Raw genomic sequence first — 17,584 nt, 5'->3', positions numbered from 1 at the left:
GAAAGCCGTCACCAGCCGCTGGCTCGACCCCGCCAAGCACGGCGGCATCAACCTCGGCTTCCCCGAAAACGACTAACGGCCGGGGCCGCGCGGCGGCGCGGCGGGACAAAGTTGTGGCGGAGTGCACTCCGCAAGCGCGGGAGCAGCACTTCGCCACAACTGCGCGGCCCGGAATGCACGCGCATCCACTCAACCTCGTCGCGGCATGCTCGGCGACCGGCTGCGCGCGGTCGGCGTGCAGGAGGCGGGCGTGCAGGCGTCACGCGGAAAGACCAGGCAGGATGCGCTCGTGCGCATCCTCCTGAAGCTCGAACTCGACTGCCCCACCGAACTGCTCGCCGACGCCCTGCAGCGCCCTGAAGCGTTCCGCGCGGTCGCCGCACCGCTGGCCCAAGTGCGATCGCTCGAACCGGGCGGCTTCCCAGAGCGGTGGAATCCGGACAGCCCCCACCGCGTCGAAATCAGCCTCCTCGGCAAGGTGCCGTTAGGAACACAGGTCATCGACGGGCAGTACCGAGACCTCGGCGACGGGATGCACGAACTGCGCGACCGCGGTTACCCCGAGTCGGGGCTGCTTGCCGTGATGACCACGTTCGAGCACACGATGGTCGTCTCCCCGCTGCCAGGCGGACGCACGCTCTACCGCGACCAGTTGCGGCTCGGCGCCGGCCTGCTCTCCCCGTTTGTCTGGCTCGGCATGTGGGCGTTCTGGCAGAAACGAGCCCTGAGCATGCGCCAGCTGGCGGCGAAGCTCCGGGCCGAGCAGTAATCCGGTCCGGACCAGCACCTTCGGAGGGGCCGCGGCCCGGAGCCCACCAGTATCTCCGAATTCCATACCCCGAATCCCGGACCCTGCACTCCGTGGCCCGCACCGCAACCGCGCGGCCTCGCGCCACGCGGCTGCAGGTCACGCGTCGTCGAGCAGTCGCATCGCGGACCAAACCTCAGCGCGTCCCGCGAAGGTCTGCAGGTCGATGCCGAGCAGCTGCTCCGCGGTCGTGACCCGGCTGCGCAGCGTGTGTCGGTGGATGCCGAGCGATTTCGCGACCGGGTCCCAGGCGCAGTTCCCCTCAGTCCACGCGGCGAGGGTATCGAGCAGCAGACGACCCTGGTCGCCGTGCTCCAGCAGCGGCTGCAGCACGCGGCCGGCAGTGACGCGACCGTCGGCGGCCTCGAGCGCGCCGAGCATCCCGGTCGTCGCGAGTTCCTCGAACCGCACTGACGGCCGTGCCGGCGTGCTGCGTTCAGCGGCCTTCCGCGCTTCCGACAGGAGCCGCGGCAGCTCCGGCCAGTCGCCAGGTGCGGATGCGCCCGCCGAGAACCCGGCGTCCGTCAGGGCGTCGAGGAGCGCGGCGCCGCCCGCGGCCGGAACGACGGCGACGAGCTCCCCCTCGCGGGCCGCGAAGAACAGCGGCTCATCGCCCGACCCGGCGAGGCGCTCTAGGCGATCCAGCAGTGCCTGCCCGGGCTCCCCGCCGCGTGCACGCATCACTCGGATCGGAGCCACGGGCAGTTCACCCCACACTGTCTGCGCGGTCCGGGTCGCCACCTCCATCTCTCCCGCGAGCAGCAGCTCAAGCAAGCCGACCCGCAGGTACCCGCGTGCCGCATCCAGTTCCCGGTTCTGCTCGAGCGCGATCGAGGCGTGCCCGATCGCACTGGCGACGAGATCGTTGCCAGCGAGATCGAGCGGCGCCCGCCCGCCGACGGCGAGGACCCCGCGCAGCTGACCGTGCTGACCGACCGTCTGCAACGTCACATCACCGCTCACCCCGTGTAGCCGCGCGCCGGATCGGCCACCCCGCGCCAACAGGCTCTGCACCATGCGCTCGATTTCCGGGGCCTCACTCGTCGGCACCTGGATGCGCGTCTGCGCTTCCACACGCATCCCCGTCGAGTCGTACAGTGCCACCCAGCTCTCGAGCTGGCGTTCCAGCTCGACGAGAATCGCACCGAGGCCGCCGGGCCTGAGCGCCGCCCGCGCCAGCTTCCGCTGCGCCTGCAGCGACCACTCGAGCCTCGCGCGCTGCTCGAGGGCCCGCTGGTCTGCGAGGTACCGGATGATGCCGATAAACGGTGTTCGATCGGCGACTTCGATCAGCGTCAGGCCGTGACGCTCGCACGCGGCGATGAGGGCTGCCGGCACCTCGACGTGAATCACCTCGGTCGCGAAGCCCAGCGCAGCCACCCCCGCCTCGCGCAGTCGCGCCACGTACGCGTCGAAGACGCCCTCGCTGGCGAGCGCCTGGAACCGAACCGTCGCCGTCGCCGAGACCGGCGAACGCGACTCCGCCTCCTCCGGCTCGGCGCCGCCCTGGTCCGGAGCCTCCGGAACCGTGAACTGCATGCCATCCGTCAACAGCAGCTGGCCCGCCTCGAGCCACGGCGTCGGGTCGACCAGGTCAGAGCTGTGCGCCCACACCAACGCGCGGTCGAGCGCTACGCCATCCGCGGCATGCAGCACCCGCAACTTGAATTCGGTCGCCTCCACGAGCTCGCGCAACGTGACACTCACGACAGCCCCCTGTCCGCCAGACCAACCTGACGCTTTTGTCGAGTCATGCCACCCATTCTCACCGATTTGCTCACCGCCGACGCGCGGCCGGGGGCACAGAGTGGACGCATGGACGCTCCAACCCTCAGCACCGCCCCCAGCAACGCCGACATCCGCGAGCGCGACCTCGCCTCGGTGTTCCACTCCTGGTCAGCCCAGGGGAAGATCTCACCCCTGCCCATCGCACGCGGCGAGGGCGCCAAACTCTGGGACTTCGACGGCAACGAGTACCTCGACTTCTCCAGCCAGCTCGTCAACGTGACCATCGGCTATCAGCACCCAAAGGTCATCGCCGCCATCCAGGAGCAGGCTGCGCAGCTCGTCACGATCGCGCCAGCGCACGCCAACGAAACCCGAGCGCGAGCCGCAGAGCTCATCCTGTCGCACGCCCCGGCCGGCTTCTCGAAGGTGTTCTTCACAAACGGCGGAGCGGATGCGATCGAGAACGCCATCCGCATGGCGCGACTCGCAACGGGTCGCGACAAGATCGTCTCCCTGTACCGCAGCTACCACGGCAACACTGGCGCGGCGATCGTCGCGACCGGCGACTGGCGGCGCATCCCCAACGAATACGCGCGCGCCCACGTGCACGCCTTCGGCCCCTACCTGTACCGCTCGGAGTTCTGGGCCGAAACGGCCGAGCAGGAGAGCGCCCGCGCCCTGCACCACCTCGAACGCGTCATCCAAGCCGAGGGACCCGCGTCGGTAGCGGCGATCCTCATGGAAAGCATCCCGGGAACCGCCGGCGTGCTCGTACCGCCACCCGGCTACCTCGCCGGTGTGCGCGAAATCTGCGACCGCTACGGTGTGCGCCTCATCCTCGACGAAGTCATGGCCGGATTCGGCCGCACCGGCGAATGGTTCGCATTCGACGCCTTCGACGTTCGCCCCGATCTCATCACCTTCGCCAAGGGCGTCAACTCTGGCTACGTTCCCGTTGGGGGCGTCGTCATCTCCGAGGAGATCGCCGCGCACTTCGACGAGCAGGTCTTCCCCGGTGGCCTCACGTACTCGGGCCATCCGCTCGCCGCCGCTTCCATCATTGCGACCCTCGAGACCATGGAAGAGGAGGGCATCGTCGAAAACGCCGCCCGCCTCGGACGCGACGTCATCGGTCCGGCGCTGGCGGAGCTCGCCGAACGCCACGACGTCATCGGCGAAGTCCGCGGCAAGGGAGTCTTCTGGGCCATCGAGCTCGTCAGCGACCCCGAGACGCGCGCACCACTAGCCGCGGCCGACATGGCGACGATCAAGTCGCAGCTCATCGCCCACGGGCTTCTGCCGTTCATCGCCGACAACCGCATTCACGTCGTGCCGCCCGCCGTCATCACCGATGCAGATGCCCGACGCGGCATCGCCATCATCGACGAGGTGCTCGCCGGCTTCTGACCCCGGAACCGGAAGGACGGGACCGGCCCTCCGCTAGTTGTCCCTGGGCGGCGGGATGAGCGCCAGCAGCGCCGTGAGGCCACCGATGACCAGACCAGTCTTGGTGTGCGCCGCGACGACGCCGCGCTCAGCTCGCCGCTCGCCGAATCGGTAGATGCCGCGCTCGGCGGCGGCGATGGCGGCGGCCGTCCCGACCGCACCGGCGACGCCGAGGGCGCCAAACGCCACTCGCCCCGCTGAGGGCAACGCGATCCAGAAGTCCGAGAACGTCTTCTCGTTGCTCTCCCCGTCCGAGCCGAACGGCAAGTTATCGGGATGCGGCTCGTCGTTCTCGGAACTGGAGCCCCCGATGAGTTCGCCAGGCGCCTGCGCGGCAGGCTGCACGAGCAGATCAGAGTCGTCGCCCCGATTGCCGGGCTTCATGTCGTACTCGGAGAAGGCCAGCGCAGTCACGCCCGCCGCGAGCAGCGTCTTCACGACACCGCGGACGCCCCTCGACGAGATGAAGTCCGGCGTGGCGTAGTAGACGGCAGTCAACACCCCCTGGCCACCCGAGAGCATCGCGCGCTTGCGGAGGTCCGTTCCCTGAAAGCTCATGCGCGCCATTCTTCCCACCCCACCTGACCGGATGCTCCGGGCGCCAAGCACCACGGGCGGCGGTTCCGCCGGCCGTCGGCATCGCAACCAGAGTGACGTCACGACGCACACGAACTCGATACGGCCAACTCAGGCCGCCACGTCACGCTGAGTGCGCGACCGTGCGATCGAACAACGTGCGACTGCACGCACGCGACCAAGCGCCGCGCGCCACCAGTCGACGCGCGCGGCAGCGTCGAGATCGCAGCCAGAGTGACGTCACGACGCACACGAACCCGATACGGCCAAGTCAGGCCCCCACGTCACTGTGATTGTGCAACCGTGCGTCTGCGCGCACGCGGCAAACCGCCACTGCATACCGACAACGACAGCGCGGAGCGGCAACAGCGAAAGCGCGGAGCGGCGCAACGGCTGTTTGAGATGCGCGAAGGCGCGGCGCGAGCCGAGGCTGGCGCCGCGCCCGTGGAGTTGGGTGGGCTACGCGGCTCCGCCGGCGGCCATGCGCATGAGGTCGGAATTCAGCTCGATGCCGAGCTCGGTGCCACCCGCGCTGCCGAGTTCGTGCTGGTAGCCGCCCCAGTTGTCGCCGCGGATCGTCTGCTCGATACCGGCTTCCATGAGTGCAAGTAGTTCGACGGACGCGCGCTCAATGCGGGAGCCGAGGCCGGAGTCCTGCCAGTCCTCGGTCGAGGCGAAGAGCGACGTGGGCACGGTCATGCTGCGGAGGTACGCGAACATGGAGCGCATCTGCTCGTCGACGACGAGGGCGTGGCGTGCGGTGCCGGCTGTGGCGGCGAGCACGACGGGCTTCGCAATAAGGAGGTCGTTGTCGAGGGTCTGGAAGAAGGACGTGAAGAGCCCACTGGGCCCGGCCTTGTAGACGGGGGCAGCTGCGACGATGCCGTCGGCGTCACGGAGCGCCGCGACGGCGCGCTCGAACTGTGGCCCGTAGCTCTGCGAGCCGAGTGCGGCGGGTAGTTCCGGCAGCAGGAGCCGCAGGTCGATGTGGGTCGATGCGATGTCTCGGCCGCGGGTGGCGGCAGTCTTAGCGATGCCGCGCTCGATGCGGTCCGCGAGCAGCTTGGTCGACGAGGGGTCGCTGATGCCGGCGTTGACGACGACGACGCGGTAGGCGCCTTGTGCGTTGGTCATGGGGGTCCTTCGGTGCGGCGGTGACGCGCTGATGAGATGCGGTGAGGTGGTTGTCGGATGCGCGGGGCGACTGGCATGTCTCGCCCCGCGCATCCGCAGGGGGGTGCGTTATGCGACGAGCTCGGTGTCCTGGTAGGGCGAGGAGCCGGTGACGTTGTCGCCGCGGTTCTCGTTGGGGCGTGGCTGGCGCGGGGTGGCGTCGCCGTACTTGGCGAGGACAAGCGACTCGTGGGTGGGCGCGTCTGGCACCTCGGCGGGGCGGAGCGCCTCGAGCTCGCGACGCAGCACGGGCACGACTTCGGAGCCGAGCAGTTCGAGCTGGTCGAGCACCATGCCAAGCGGGAGGCCGGCGTGGTCCATGAGGAACAGCTGGCGCTGGTAGTCGCCGAAGTGCTCGCGGAAGGTCAGCGTCTTGTCGATGACTTCCTGCGGGCTGCCAACGGACAGCGGGGTCTGCTGCATGAAGTCCTCCATGCGCGGGCCGTGGCCGTAGACGGGGGCTTCGTTGAAGTAGGGACGGAACTGGTCTTTTGCGTCCTGTGAGTTCTTCGCGATGAAGGCCTGACCGCCGAGGCCGACGATCGCCTGCGATGCCTTGCCGTGGCCGTAATGCTCGTAGCGCTGGCGGTAGAAGTCGATGAGCCGCATGTAGTGCTCCTTCGGCCAGAAGATGTTGTTGGCGAAGAATCCGTCACCGTAGAACGCGGCCTGTTCGGCGATCTCCGGGGTGCGGATGGAGCCGTGCCAGACGAAGGGTGCGACGTCGTCGAGGGGGCGGGGTGTGGAGGTGAAGCCCTGGAGCGGGGTGCGGAACTTGCCTTCCCAGTCGACCACGTCTTCGCGCCAGAGGCGGTGCAGAAGGTTGTAGTTCTCGAGGGCGAGGGGGAGGCCGGAGCGGATGTCCTTGCCGAACCACGGGTAGACGGGGGCGGTGTTGCCTCGGCCGAGCATGAGGTCCATGCGCCCCTTGGAAAGGTGCTGCAGCATGGCGTATTCCTCGGCGATGCGCACGGGGTCGTTGGTCGTGATGAGTGTGGTCGAGGTGGAGACGCGCAGGGTCTTGGTGAGTGCGGCGATGTGGGAGAGCAGCACTGCGGGTGAGGAGGAGAAGAACGGCGGGTTGTGGTGCTCGCCGATGGCGAAGACGTCGAGGCCGACTTCTTCGGTCTTCTGGGCGATCTTGACGATCGCGTCGATGCGCTCGGCTTCGCTTGGCGTCTCGCCGGTGACCGGGTTCCGTGTGATGTCGCTGACGGAGAAGATTCCGAACTGCATGATCAGCCCTTTCGTTGTGGATGCACGGGGCCGGTGGGTCCGGAATGGGTGTGGATCCTGAATCCCAACTCCATGCATATGCATACAACGTACCGCGTCAGGATCTATTCCCGCACCTGGACCGACCCCTCTGAAGCCTCTCCACTGACCCTCGCGATGCGCCTCCCCCACTCCTGCAACGAACGGACAAGCTCTGGCGGGCCGACGACCTCACTCGGCGCGTCGAGCCTCGCGAGCAGGTAAACGACGTAGTCGAGCTCATCAGTGCGCATGCGCACCTCACTCCGGCCGTCCTCGAGCTCGAACACCTCACCCCACTGCCCAACTTCCGCTCGCACCTGCTCGGCATGCACCTCCACTCGCACGACAGCCTCATAGCGGGCGGGAAGGTTGCGGATGCTCGACTGCACGAACGCCTCGGCGTCGCCGCCCGGCACGGGTCGCGAACCGAAGCGTTTCGGGTGTGGCTCGACGCCGCGCATCCGATCGAGCCTGAAGGTGCGCCAGTCGCCCGCCGCCGGGTCAAAGGCAACGAGGTACCACCGCCTCGCGACGGAAACGAGCGCGTGCGGCTCTGCGAGGCGGCTCGAAACGGATCGATCGCGCTTCTCGTAGTCGAAGGCCAGCATGGTCCGATCTCGGCAGGCGGTGGCGACACTCGCGAGCACGGCGATCTCGACCTGCGGGGCACCCTCACGAGTCTGGCCGGTCGTGACCGTCGATCCGATGCCGGCAGCGAGCCTGCGCACGTGCGTGGGCAGCACCGGCACGATCTTGGCGAGCGCGCCTACCGCCGCATCCTGCACCCCCTGCACTCCGCTTGCGGTCACTGCCCTCAGTCCGAGGACGATTGCGAGCGCCTCCTCGTCGCTAACCATCAGCGGCGGCAGCGAACCGCCAGCGCTCAGCCGATAGCCACCCCCGACTCCGCGAGTGGTCTCGACTGGGTAGCCGAGCTCTCGCAACTGCTCCACGTCGCGACGCAGGGTGCGCGGGCTGACCTCGAGCTTCGCAGCGAGCTCCTCGCCAGCCCAGAATCGGTGGTTCTGGAGAAGGGTGAGCAGCTGCAGCATGCGGGAACCGGTCGACACCTTTCCATCGTACGAACATTGCGGCCAGTATTCGGCCGCAATTGCTGAGATCGTCGGAGTATCGACCGAGAGAGGCCAGCATGACCGACACAAACGACCCCACCGCTCCAGTCCAGCCCGCACCGAGTGCAGTGCCGGCCCTGCCCGTCGGCTCCAACACCATCAACCCCTTCCTCTTCACCGAGGACGCCGCGACGCTCATCTCGTTTCTGATTGAGGTCTTCGACGCTTCCGAGGTGATGGAAGCACGCACCACCGACACTGACGGACTGGTGCTCCATTCGGAGCTCCGCATTGGCGATTCCGTGCTGGTCGTCGCCGACCGCAAGCCCAACTGGCCATTCACGCCAGCTTTCACCCAGGTGTACGTCGACGACGTGGATGCCGTGCTCACGCGGGCGAAAGCGCTCGGGGCCGAGATCGTGACGAACCCAACCGAGTTCTGGGGCGACACGCTCTCGCGGTTCGCCGACCAGCAGGGGAACCTGTGGTGGGTGCAACGGCACGTGGTCAGCGGGGACGCGGTCTGGGATGCAGTGCTGCCAGAAGGCGCCGACGCGACCCCCGTGTGGAGCACCTCTGACGAGAGCGAGGAGGACGAGCGCGGCGGCGCCGAAACGTGGGAGTCATTCACGACTCCCGAGCTCGAGTACATCCACTCGACGCTCATGGAGGCGATGGCGCGGCTGCGCGACCCTCGCAGCTGAGCTGCCGACGCGGCCTCCGCTCACCACCTTCATCATTCAGGCAACCATCACCCGACAGCCTTCCGAATGTCGGTGGCCGGGTGAATGATGAGATCACCGATTCACGAGACCAGGAACACTCATGACTGATAGGTCAAGTCCGCCCACCTCAGGCGAGCGCCCCGTGGGCGTTGGTCCACTCGCGGCGAATGTGCCGACGACAGAGACCACCCTTCCCGCACTGCCGCACCAAGACGTGCCGACGCTCGCGACGTTGCGCAGCTTCTACCAGGTGCTTGTCAACACGCTCATCGCCAACGTCACCACGAGCTACCTCTGGTTCGCACTCACGTTTTGGGCGTATCTCGAGACCGGGTCGGTGTTGGCCACCTCGATCATCGGCGGCAGCTACATGTTGCTGGTCGCCGCGTTCGGCATGATCTTCGGCGCGATCGTCGACCACATGAAGAAGAAGGCCGTCATGCTCATCTCGAGCGCGGTCACTCTCATCACGTACCTGCTTGCAGGCGTCCTGTACCTAAGCTTCCCGGAAGAAACGCTGGTCAACTGGAACGGCATCTGGTTCTGGATGTTCGCGGGCGTCATTCTGGTCGGCGGCGTCGTCGAGAACCTGCGCAACATCGCGCTCTCGACGACCGTCACGCTGCTGGTCCCGGCTGACCGACGCGACAAGGCGAACGGGCTTGTCGGAACCGTGCAGGGCATCGCCTTCATGGTCACGAGCGTCTTCTCGGGACTCTCCGTCGGCCTGCTCGGCATGGGACCGACCGTGCTCATCGCCATCGTCGCAACGGCGGTCGCGTTTGCGCACCTCCTGTTCGTGTCAATCCCGGAACGCGGCATCGCGCACGACCCAGCGGCCGGAGCCGCGAAGGTCAACTTCCGCGGCGCCATCCCCGCCGTCATGCTCGTGCCGGGCCTACTGGCGCTCATCCTGTTCACGACGCTCAACAACCTGGTCGGTGGCGTCTTCATGGCACTCATGGACCCGTACGGCCTCACGCTCTTCTCGGTCGAAATGTGGGGTGTCTGGCTGGGTGTCACGAGCATCGGATTCATCGTCGGCGGCGGCTTGGTCGCGAAGTTCGGGCTCGGCAAGAACCCGGTGCGCACCCTGCTGCTAGTGAACATCGGGGTCGCCCTGCTCGGCGCGACGTTCACGATCCGCGAGTACGGCTGGCTGTTCATCATTGGCATGTTCCTCTTCATGGCGATCATGCCCATCGCCGAGGCGGCTGAGCAGACCGTCATCCAGCGGGTGGTGCCCTTCGAGAAGCAGGGGCGAGTGTTCGGCTTCGCGGCGACGGTCGAATCGGCTTCCACTCCGATCAGCGCGTTCATGATCGGCCCGATCGCCGAGTTCTGGCTGATCCCGTATATGGAGACTCGCGAGGGCCAGGAATCGCTCGGGTGGATGCTGGGCGACGGCGATGCGCGCGGCATCGCGCTCGTCTTCCTCATCGCGAGCATCCTGCTGCTCGGGCTGGTGATTGTCGCGTTCGCGTCGCCGCAGTACCGGCTGTTGTCGAAGACCTACGCAGAGACCCCACCGCCGAACTCGGAGGAGGCCGACGGGCCGCCAGCCGAGGCCGGAGCTGCCGACGAGGCCGAAGCAGTCGTCGCTGCCGAAGGCGAACAGGCCGCCGAGGCTGAGCTGCCGAGCGCGATCGCTGACGCGCCCGGAGCCGCCTCACGGGGAGGTCGCGGAGAATCCCGATTATGAGCGACCGCGTCTCCCCCAAGCAGTTCCGGCAGGCCGAGGGCACCGACGATTGGCGTGTGGTCGGCGACGGCGCCCGCGCGAACTTCACGACCGGCGACTTCGCAACGGGCGCCGCGTTCGTCGCCGAGATCGCGCGCGCCGCCGACGCCGCAGATCATCACCCCGACGTCGACCTCCGCTACGGCTCCGTCATGGTGCGCCTCATCAGCCACGACGTCGGCGACCTCAGCGAACGCGACATCGCCATGGCCTCGCGTATCTCCCAGATCGCGCGCCGCTTAGGGATCGACGCAACCCCGGGCACCGTGCAGAGCATCCAGATCGCCATCGATGCGGTCGACCTCGACGCAGTGCTGCCCTTCTGGGAGGCGGTGCTCGCGTACAAGCGACGAGGCGGCGAGGACCTCGCAGACCCCATCGCCGTCGGACCGAACGTGTGGATCCAGCAGATCGACGCACCCCGCTCCGAGCGGAACACGATGCACGCCGACGTTTACGTGCCGCGCGATCAGGTTGACGCCCGACTCGAAGCGGCCCTCACCGCGGGCGGTCGAGTCGTCAACGACGAGTACGCGCCCGACTACTGGACACTCGCGGACCCCGAGGGCAACGAGGTCGACCTCGCCCCGTGGCGAGACGACAGCCCCTGGCAACCAGACGAAGACGCAGCCACCCACTGACCAGCGGCAGGCGAGCGCATCCCGAACACCGTTCGCCCTGCGACGAAACATGCAGCCTCGAGACCTCAAGCGACGCCCGAAGACACCGACGGTGTCGCTCTCGGCGAACCGCACGTACGTTGGCCCGACCGTGCCCCGCGCCAACGATGTGAGGAGTCCCGATGTCCGCGTTACCCAAACCCACCGCCCGGATGTCGTCAGGCGTGCTGAGGCTGGTCCCTACACCCGAGCAGCGGCCCCCAGAGTCGCGCACCACGCACCCACCCACCCAGTCACCACGCGCGCTAAACGACGCACGGCTGCTCGACGAGGTCCTCACGCTCCGACGCGAGAACGCGGCCCTGTGCGATCGGCTCAACGACACCGAGTCCAAGCTCAAAGTGCTGCAGCAGAAGCTGCGCGGCCTGCAGAGAAGTTCCCGCGCAGCCGTGACGAAGAACGCCAACATCGAGTTCGCCAACGCGGAAGAGTGGGCCCGGCACCACATCCACCTCGCCTGGCTCGAGAGTTACCTTGCCGCAGACCGTGCCGCGCATCCGCTCGGCGACTACGTCGTCGGCCCTGCATTCGCGGAGTCCGTTCGGTCACTCGCGCCGCAGCTGCAAGCGAAAGCGTGGCGGGCCGCCGTCGACATCGTTACGGTCCGCGGACGCCACCTGCACTCGCGGGGCGCGCATCCGCTGCGCAGCGGCAACGGGCCGCACGCGCACGACGTCGTCCGGGCCGCGGACAACGCGAGATGCTTCCGCTACTCGGTGGGGTTCAAAGCCGCCGGCGCCAGACGGATGCACGCGTGGCACCTGCCGGACGGACGCGTGGAACTGAGCCGAGTCGTCACGCACGGCGACATGTCGCCCTAATCCATCGGGCACCCAACCATGACTGCGACGACGCGTTCGATCGGTCAGCTGACGTAGAACGGAAGTGCAGGGTCGTTGTACGAGTTGCCAGGCTGAGGGTTGTAAAAGGCGCTGTAGCCGTTGTAGCTCGGCGGCACCGCCTGGTAGGCCGGCTGGTTCAGGATCGCGCACGTGCGGTTGCGGTTCTGGCTGAGGTACCAGGCGTCCATCGTGAACATGTCGTCGGTGCCGACCGTGCGCACGGACCCGGTGCGGAGCGTGATCGTGAACGTGATGACAGTGTCTTTCGGAAGGTCCGCGGTAAGCCGGTACCGGAAGTAGTTGTTCTCGTACCAGGGGTCAGTCTGGCGGGCCACGCTGACATTCGGGGTGTCGCAGCTCACTGCGAGCACACGCGACCCAGGATTCGCCTCGATGTTCTGGAACCCAAGGTCGCCCCAGGAGTTCTGGATGCCGATGGAACCCAGGGTGAGCCGGTAGACGAACGTCACCGAGGTGTTCCGAGGGAGCGTGCGCGAGGCGCCACCGGGATACGTCGCGTGCCAGGTTCCGACACCGGTGAGTTGCGGATTCGCGGAGTCGCAGCGTTCGGACGCTGAGGCAGCTGGCGCCGCGACGGCCAACGCGATGACGGGAGCCGACCAAGCGGCCCCCTTGAGCACGGCGCGGCGTTGCGCGCCCCGGGCGAGATCTGCGGACATGGCGGCCTTTCGGAGAGAGTCTTCGCTGGATTCAAGGCGCTCGCAGATGGGAACGAGCGTGCACTTGCCCTGGCCCCCTGAGCGCCTCCACGACGCTAAGTGGGCGCTGCGACCGAAGGGTCGGGAGGCTCGAAAACGAACGCCCGATGCTCGATAACCAATCTCTGGATCGGTCCAGGTCGAGTCCCACGAATTCCGCCTGCCACGATGGGCGGGCCGCGGCACACTGACTCCTCTCGCACCGCAACCGCCGCCCACGCAGATAAGGAACATTCGTGCCCGAAGCCGGTCCAGCGACCTCGCTGGCAGATCACCGCAGCGACCGGAAAACGTCGCTGAGCGGCCAGAATGCAGTCGACTGGCTCGCCAGCATCGGCTTCACGTCGCGGTTCCTCGGCAATGCCTCGATTCACTTCGACCTCGAGCAGGACGGCCTCTTCGCCTACGCCAGGGCGCACCACGCTCCGATGGAGGTGCGTGTCGCGGAGTTCGGCGGGAGCGAGGTCGTCTTCGCGTTCGTGATCCTCAAGGGCAGCGTGCATCTGCTCGAGGATGCGACGGGTCGCGAGTACACGCTCGGGCCCGGGGACTCCTACGCCTTCCCGTCGTCGGTGCAGGTGACGCAGGTCAACCCGACGCCGATCGCGAAGATCGGTGTCTCGCTCGACAGCGAGAGCATCGCAATGTCGTCGCTCCCCGGACTCACGGTCGTCCGCTCGCACGAGAGCGACGGCCTTGCCCGCGTGGTCGTCGTGCTCGTCAACGCGCTGCTGGCGGTGAAGATGAGCGCGGATGAGGCGAGGCGGCGAAACCTGCGCGCGGCCGTCGAGCACGCGGTCATCGCGCTGTACCGGAGGATCCTGGACCATGCCGCGCTGACCGCGCGCGGCCCGGACAGGCTCGTGCGCCGAGCCCTCGACCGGATTGACCGGTTCGATCAGGTGAGGAAGTACTCGGTCGCCGAGCTCGCGGCGGATCTCAACGTGTCGGATGCGCACTTGCGGCGCGTGTTCCGGAGCGCGGGCTCGTCGCCGTCTGCGGCGCTCACCCGCGCTCGAGTCGCCAGGGCGCAGGCGTTGCTCCGCGTGGGAGCGGAGCAACGCCTCACTGCGATCGAGATCGCGGAACGCTCCGGGTTCTCGTCAGCCGCGAGCATGCGTCGCGCGCTCCGGAAGCACGTCGAGCACCCACGTGACGCCGAAGCGGTCGCGGAGCATCCCGAAGCCCGATGACCAGGCGGATGCGGCGAGCGGCTCGATGACGGTCGCTCCGGCCGCGAGCGCGCCCCAGTAGCCGTCGACTTCCTCGAGCGTGTCGCCGCTCGCCGCGACGAAGAACGGCGTGCTCGTGACGGTGGTGCCCTGCTCGCGCCGGGTATCCCCCGCGGCGCCCGCGAGCCCCGCGGCCGGTTCGCCAGGCGTGTCGTAGGCGAGCACTCGGAAGCCGTTCGGCGCATCCACTCGCCCGAAGACGACGTTGTGTGCACCGGGCAGCTCGGCGGGCATCCCGAACTGCGCGTAGGTGGCGATGGAGACCTCGCCGCCGAACACTTCTGCGTAGAACTCGAGCGCCTCCCGCGCGGTTCCGGCGAAGTTGAGGTGGGTGGTCGTGGTGATGCTCATGATGTTCCCGCTTCCTGGTTGGCGTTGCGACTGCGGCCCCGTGCCGCACCGCGAGCTTCACAGCAGTAGAGGACGTTTTCGGTCCGCTACTCGCGAGAAACTGGAGCCATGACTTCGGCAACGTCTTCACGCGTCCTCGCCCTGCTGTCGCTCCTGCAGACGCGCCGCGGATGGTCCGGCCAGGAGCTCGCCGACCGTCTGGGCGTGACCCCGCGCACCGTGCGCCGCGACATCGACCGGCTGCGCGAGCTCGAGTACCGCATCGAGGCGTGGAAGGGCCCGGCCGGCGGCTACCGCCTCGCGGCGGGGTCGGAGCTGCCGCCGCTGCGCTTCGACGACGAACAGGCCGTCGCGATCGCGGTCGCGCTTCGCGGCGCGCCCGCTCTCGGCGTCGACATCGACGAAGCAGCGGCCCGCGCCCTCGAAACGGTGCGGCAGGTGATGCCGTCTCGACTGCGGCATCGCGTCGACGGCATTCGGTTTACCGGGGCAGCGGATGCGTCGATCGCGGCCCGCGTCGAGCCGGCCGTCCTCGAGGCGGTCAGCGAGGCGGCTCGCGATCGCCGCGTCCTGCGGTTCGACTACGCCCCGGGCGACCCGGCCGAGTCTGCGCCCGCGGACGCTACGACGCCGCCCGCCCCGCGCCGGGTCGAGCCGCACGCCGTCATCGTGCGGGGCGGGCGCTGGTACCTCGTGGCGTGGAACCTCGACGGCGCCGACTGGCGTGCGTACCGTCTCGACCGTCTGACGCCCCGAACTCCCCTTGGGGCCCAGTTCGGCGAGCGGGACATTCCCGCGGGGAGCGCGGCGGCGTTTCTGGAGGCCCGCTTCAAGGGCGCACACGAGGTCAACGAGTGGCCGTGCACGGGCGAGGTGCGGCTTCGTGTGTCGGCGAGCGAGGCGGCGAAATGGCTTCCGGATGCGGTGGTCACCGGGGTCGACGACGCGTCGTGCCTCGTGCGGCTGGGCTCCTGGTCGTGGGTCGGGCTCCTCGCCTCGATTGCACGGTTCGACGCGGACTTCGAAGTGGTCGGCCCGGCCGAGCTCTCCGAGGCCGCGGCCACCCTCGCGGCGCGGTTCGCTGCGGCCAGGGCTCCTCGCTGAGCGGCGCTCCAAGGTGCACCGAGCAGAATCGCCTGGTGCCTACTCTCATCGTCACCGCGCATCCCGACCAAGATTCACTGACCCACGCGGCGGCGCAGCTGCTGCGCGAACGACTCGAAGGGGCAGGGGTCAACGTCGAGGTGGCGCACCTTGCGCAGGAGGGGTTCGACCCGCGGTTCTCGGCCAACGACCGCGCCGATTACAAGGGCGGCTCGATCACAGGGTCAGACGTCGTCGCCGAGCAGGAACGCCTCGACCGGGCCACCGATGTCGTGCTCGTGTTACCGGTCTTCTGGTGGTCGATGCCGGCGCTGCTGAAGGGATGGATCGACCGCGTCTTCATCACGGGCTGGGCGTTCGAGCTGGGCGAGGACGAGCGAGTGCTGCCGAAGCTCGGCGGGCTGACCGCGCATCTGCTGCCCGTGTCCGGTTTCTCGGAGGCTTCATTCGCGCGGCACGGCTACGCGGAGTCCTTCAGCACGCAGATCGAGCACGGCATCTTCGACTACTGCGGCATGCCTCGAGGAGCGAAGGCGCTCATCCACGAGTCGGAGGATCCGGATGCGGCGGGCCCCGCGCTCGAGGCGGCCGTTGAGCAGGTTGCCGCCGCTGTCACGGGCCCTAGCGGAGCCTGAGCCAGCCCCGCTACGCTCGCCCCATGACCGACAAGCTTGTCTTCACGGCCGCAATCGTCAACCCCGAGTGGATGCCCACCTGGTCAGTCATCGAGGTGCCCGGTTCGAAGGAGTTCTTCGGGACGGGCAAGTCGGTGAAGGCTGACACGACCGTCGATGGTGTGGTCGTGACGTCGGCGCTCATGCCTACTGGGCAGGGCGACCACTTCATCTCAGTGAGTGCCGCGCTGCGGAAGAAGCTGAAGAAGGACGTCGGCGACAGCGTCGACGTGGTGATCGGGCGGCTCCCTTCTCAGTGACGGTCAACCCGCGAGCGCGAGTTCCTCGAGCCGTTCCGTTTCCGCGTATTCCGGTGAGAGCACAAGCAGGATGATGCTCGCCGCAGTTGAAAGCCGTTTCACCCATATGCGGCCTCCGGTGCGCGCTTCCCAGCACGCTCCCGACTCTGACAATTGGTGCGGGTCACCGAGAATCGGTATGAGGCCCACCACGATGGACTGGAAGGCGTCCGCCAGATCCGACTCTTCCCAGTGGTGCAACGGATGAGTCGCGCGCACCAGAACTTCCGTGGTGTGTTCGGCCTCGCTGAGGGTCGCGATTGAGGGTAGTCGCCGCTCCACGGCGCGCTGAAGTCGGTCCCGCTCGCCAGCGACGCGCTGACACTCCAGTTGAGGTGCGCAGCGATGTGCGCGCATCGCTCGGTGGTCAGTGGCCACGCGACGCTCGTGAACGCGTCGACGACGGGGCCGAGTGTCTCTGCCCCGGCGTATCCGTGGCGGGTCATGCGGCGCCACCGATCTGCTGGACGATGATTTCTCCGAGGTCAAGGTGGAGAGGATTCAGGACAAGCTCGTTCAGGGTCACTTTTCCCTCGCTGGTGATGCTGGCGAGCACGTAGCTCACCTTCATTTCTCCGGTTTTGAGGCGGCGGCCGGTCTCTGGATGCTGCGCCAAGTACGCCTGCACGCCCGGGCTGCGCTGAAAGACCAGGTTGAAGTAGATGGTCGACCCCCGAGGCACCCGGGCTCCGTCCGCGGCCTCGATCGTTACCGCATCGAGGTTCTCGTCGCCCATGATCGCGTCGACCGCGATGAGGATCGAACCATCTGTCGTGATGCCGACCGCCCCGAAGTTTCCGGGGCCCGTGCCTTCGCCGTCGACGACAACCTGCGCGTTCGACGATCGCACAACGTCGCGGGCTGCCTGGAGCTTCACCTGCGACGTGGCTAGGTTCATCTCGGCGTTGGCGCGGCGCGTGTTCCACGCCAACATGCGCAACTCCTTGACAGAGTTCTGCGATTTTCTCTGCTGCTCTGGCGACAGCTCAATGTCGATGCGCGTGTTGCGGTCGAGAATCTCCGTCGTGTCATCCAAACGGTCTCGAGTGAGTGCGTCCGTGTCCATGTCCCCCCTGGTGTTCGTCCCGAACGCTAGCAACGAATCACCCCGCCGCTGGCGTTCTCCACAGGCCGGAGTTCGAGGAGAGGAGGAGGA

Annotated in this window: 19 protein-coding genes; 10 read left to right on the top strand and 9 right to left on the bottom strand. The window is 67.7% G+C overall.

Annotation, left to right across the window (positions count from 1 at the left end; all coding sequences use genetic code 11):
• The first annotated feature begins 205 nt into the window (after window positions 1-205).
• Window positions 206-769 carry a hypothetical protein gene (locus ACPYN9_RS13100; RefSeq protein ID WP_424466980.1) on the top strand — a complete coding sequence of 188 codons (564 nt, stop codon included), beginning with the start codon at window positions 206-208 and terminating at the stop codon, window positions 767-769.
• Between the two features lie 138 nt (window positions 770-907).
• Here the strand turns inward: ACPYN9_RS13100 and ACPYN9_RS13095 are convergent, their stop codons facing one another.
• Window positions 908-2,515, bottom strand: coding sequence for a PucR family transcriptional regulator (locus ACPYN9_RS13095; protein WP_424466979.1), 1,608 nt, complete (start codon window positions 2,513-2,515; stop codon window positions 908-910).
• 108 nt (window positions 2,516-2,623) lie between these two features.
• Here ACPYN9_RS13095 and ACPYN9_RS13090 point away from each other — a divergent pair, with 108 nt between their 5' ends.
• On the top strand, window positions 2,624-3,943 hold the full coding sequence (locus tag ACPYN9_RS13090) for an aspartate aminotransferase family protein (protein ID WP_424466978.1): 1,320 nt from the start codon (window positions 2,624-2,626) through the stop codon (window positions 3,941-3,943).
• A 33-nt stretch (window positions 3,944-3,976) separates the two neighbouring features.
• Here ACPYN9_RS13090 and ACPYN9_RS13085 read toward each other — a convergent pair whose 3' ends face one another.
• From ACPYN9_RS13085 to ACPYN9_RS13070, 4 genes are all read right to left on the bottom strand, one after another.
• The gene (locus ACPYN9_RS13085; RefSeq protein ID WP_424466977.1) at window positions 3,977-4,540 is read right to left on the bottom strand and encodes a hypothetical protein; all 564 of its coding nucleotides are present in this window, start codon (window positions 4,538-4,540) and stop codon (window positions 3,977-3,979) included.
• Between the two features lie 477 nt (window positions 4,541-5,017).
• A complete protein-coding gene (locus ACPYN9_RS13080) occupies window positions 5,018-5,692 on the bottom strand; it encodes a CE1759 family FMN reductase (protein WP_424466976.1) in 675 nt (224 codons plus the stop codon).
• A gap of 108 nt (window positions 5,693-5,800) precedes the next feature.
• Complete coding sequence (locus ACPYN9_RS13075; RefSeq protein ID WP_424466975.1) at window positions 5,801-6,967, bottom strand: LLM class flavin-dependent oxidoreductase; 1,167 nt, start codon at window positions 6,965-6,967, stop codon at window positions 5,801-5,803.
• A 104-nt stretch (window positions 6,968-7,071) separates the two neighbouring features.
• Window positions 7,072-8,058, bottom strand: coding sequence for a helix-turn-helix transcriptional regulator (locus ACPYN9_RS13070; protein ID WP_424466974.1), 987 nt, complete (start codon window positions 8,056-8,058; stop codon window positions 7,072-7,074).
• Between the two features lie 80 nt (window positions 8,059-8,138).
• Here ACPYN9_RS13070 and ACPYN9_RS13065 point away from each other — a divergent pair, with 80 nt between their 5' ends.
• The 4 genes from ACPYN9_RS13065 (at window position 8,139) to ACPYN9_RS13050 (ending at window position 12,028) form a co-directional block, all read left to right on the top strand.
• On the top strand, window positions 8,139-8,765 hold the full coding sequence (locus tag ACPYN9_RS13065) for a VOC family protein (protein WP_424466973.1): 627 nt from the start codon (window positions 8,139-8,141) through the stop codon (window positions 8,763-8,765).
• 121 nt (window positions 8,766-8,886) lie between these two features.
• On the top strand, window positions 8,887-10,488 hold the full coding sequence (locus tag ACPYN9_RS13060) for an MFS transporter (RefSeq protein ID WP_424466972.1): 1,602 nt from the start codon (window positions 8,887-8,889) through the stop codon (window positions 10,486-10,488).
• On the top strand, window positions 10,485-11,168 hold the full coding sequence (locus tag ACPYN9_RS13055) for a 4a-hydroxytetrahydrobiopterin dehydratase (RefSeq protein ID WP_424466971.1): 684 nt from the start codon (window positions 10,485-10,487) through the stop codon (window positions 11,166-11,168). Before ACPYN9_RS13060 ends, ACPYN9_RS13055 begins: the two co-directional genes overlap by 4 nt.
• 161 nt (window positions 11,169-11,329) lie before the next feature.
• Entirely contained in the window at window positions 11,330-12,028 is a 699-nt protein-coding gene (locus ACPYN9_RS13050) for a hypothetical protein (RefSeq protein WP_424466970.1), read from the top strand.
• 44 nt (window positions 12,029-12,072) lie between these two features.
• Here the strand turns inward: ACPYN9_RS13050 and ACPYN9_RS13045 are convergent, their stop codons facing one another.
• Window positions 12,073-12,729, bottom strand: coding sequence for a hypothetical protein (locus ACPYN9_RS13045; RefSeq protein ID WP_424466969.1), 657 nt, complete (start codon window positions 12,727-12,729; stop codon window positions 12,073-12,075).
• A 275-nt stretch (window positions 12,730-13,004) separates the two neighbouring features.
• Between ACPYN9_RS13045 and ACPYN9_RS13040 the strand changes: the two genes are divergently transcribed.
• Window positions 13,005-13,961 carry a helix-turn-helix domain-containing protein gene (locus ACPYN9_RS13040; RefSeq protein WP_424466968.1) on the top strand — a complete coding sequence of 319 codons (957 nt, stop codon included), beginning with the start codon at window positions 13,005-13,007 and terminating at the stop codon, window positions 13,959-13,961.
• On the opposite strand, the gene ACPYN9_RS13035 is transcribed toward ACPYN9_RS13040, so the two are convergent.
• Window positions 13,872-14,351: a VOC family protein gene (locus ACPYN9_RS13035; protein WP_424466967.1), complete on the bottom strand. Its 480-nt coding sequence runs from the start codon at window positions 14,349-14,351 to the stop codon at window positions 13,872-13,874. The two genes, ACPYN9_RS13040 and ACPYN9_RS13035, sit on opposite strands and share 90 nt — an antisense overlap.
• A gap of 108 nt (window positions 14,352-14,459) precedes the next feature.
• Here ACPYN9_RS13035 and ACPYN9_RS13030 point away from each other — a divergent pair, with 108 nt between their 5' ends.
• The 3 genes from ACPYN9_RS13030 to ACPYN9_RS13020 are packed head-to-tail and all read left to right on the top strand — an operon-like array spanning window position 14,460 to window position 16,389.
• Entirely contained in the window at window positions 14,460-15,455 is a 996-nt protein-coding gene (locus ACPYN9_RS13030) for a helix-turn-helix transcriptional regulator (protein ID WP_424466966.1), read from the top strand.
• A gap of 35 nt (window positions 15,456-15,490) precedes the next feature.
• The gene (locus ACPYN9_RS13025; RefSeq protein ID WP_424466965.1) at window positions 15,491-16,090 is read left to right on the top strand and encodes an NAD(P)H-dependent oxidoreductase; all 600 of its coding nucleotides are present in this window, start codon (window positions 15,491-15,493) and stop codon (window positions 16,088-16,090) included.
• Window positions 16,091-16,113: 23 nt separating this feature from the next.
• On the top strand, window positions 16,114-16,389 hold the full coding sequence (locus tag ACPYN9_RS13020) for a DUF1905 domain-containing protein (RefSeq protein ID WP_424466964.1): 276 nt from the start codon (window positions 16,114-16,116) through the stop codon (window positions 16,387-16,389).
• A 3-nt stretch (window positions 16,390-16,392) separates the two neighbouring features.
• Here the strand turns inward: ACPYN9_RS13020 and ACPYN9_RS13015 are convergent, their stop codons facing one another.
• Both ACPYN9_RS13015 and ACPYN9_RS13010 read right to left on the bottom strand, forming a co-directional pair.
• On the bottom strand, window positions 16,393-16,806 hold the full coding sequence (locus tag ACPYN9_RS13015) for a hypothetical protein (RefSeq protein ID WP_424466963.1): 414 nt from the start codon (window positions 16,804-16,806) through the stop codon (window positions 16,393-16,395).
• Between the two features lie 64 nt (window positions 16,807-16,870).
• Entirely contained in the window at window positions 16,871-17,494 is a 624-nt protein-coding gene (locus ACPYN9_RS13010; RefSeq protein ID WP_424466962.1) for a hypothetical protein, read from the bottom strand.
• Window positions 17,495-17,584: the final 90 nt, after the last annotated feature.

This window comes from Pseudoclavibacter helvolus (genome assembly GCF_049707175.1).
Classification (GTDB): Bacteria; Actinomycetota; Actinomycetes; order Actinomycetales; family Microbacteriaceae; genus Pseudoclavibacter; species Pseudoclavibacter helvolus_A.
This window is presented reverse-complemented; position numbering and strand designations above follow the sequence as displayed.

Coding starts and splice junctions, on each gene's coding strand:
- ACPYN9_RS13100 (WP_424466980.1), top strand. CDS start 206: ATGCTCGGCGACCGGCTGCGCGCGGTCGGCGTGCAGGAGGCGGGCGTG.
- ACPYN9_RS13090 (WP_424466978.1), top strand. CDS start 2,624: ATGGACGCTCCAACCCTCAGCACCGCCCCCAGCAACGCCGACATCCGC.
- ACPYN9_RS13085 (WP_424466977.1), bottom strand. CDS start 4,540: ATGAGCTTTCAGGGAACGGACCTCCGCAAGCGCGCGATGCTCTCGGGT.
- ACPYN9_RS13080 (WP_424466976.1), bottom strand. CDS start 5,692: ATGACCAACGCACAAGGCGCCTACCGCGTCGTCGTCGTCAACGCCGGC.
- ACPYN9_RS13075 (WP_424466975.1), bottom strand. CDS start 6,967: ATGCAGTTCGGAATCTTCTCCGTCAGCGACATCACACGGAACCCGGTC.
- ACPYN9_RS13065 (WP_424466973.1), top strand. CDS start 8,139: ATGACCGACACAAACGACCCCACCGCTCCAGTCCAGCCCGCACCGAGT.
- ACPYN9_RS13060 (WP_424466972.1), top strand. CDS start 8,887: ATGACTGATAGGTCAAGTCCGCCCACCTCAGGCGAGCGCCCCGTGGGC.
- ACPYN9_RS13055 (WP_424466971.1), top strand. CDS start 10,485: ATGAGCGACCGCGTCTCCCCCAAGCAGTTCCGGCAGGCCGAGGGCACC.
- ACPYN9_RS13050 (WP_424466970.1), top strand. CDS start 11,330: ATGTCCGCGTTACCCAAACCCACCGCCCGGATGTCGTCAGGCGTGCTG.
- ACPYN9_RS13045 (WP_424466969.1), bottom strand. CDS start 12,729: ATGTCCGCAGATCTCGCCCGGGGCGCGCAACGCCGCGCCGTGCTCAAG.
- ACPYN9_RS13035 (WP_424466967.1), bottom strand. CDS start 14,351: ATGAGCATCACCACGACCACCCACCTCAACTTCGCCGGAACCGCGCGG.
- ACPYN9_RS13030 (WP_424466966.1), top strand. CDS start 14,460: ATGACTTCGGCAACGTCTTCACGCGTCCTCGCCCTGCTGTCGCTCCTG.
- ACPYN9_RS13020 (WP_424466964.1), top strand. CDS start 16,114: ATGACCGACAAGCTTGTCTTCACGGCCGCAATCGTCAACCCCGAGTGG.
- ACPYN9_RS13010 (WP_424466962.1), bottom strand. CDS start 17,494: ATGGACACGGACGCACTCACTCGAGACCGTTTGGATGACACGACGGAG.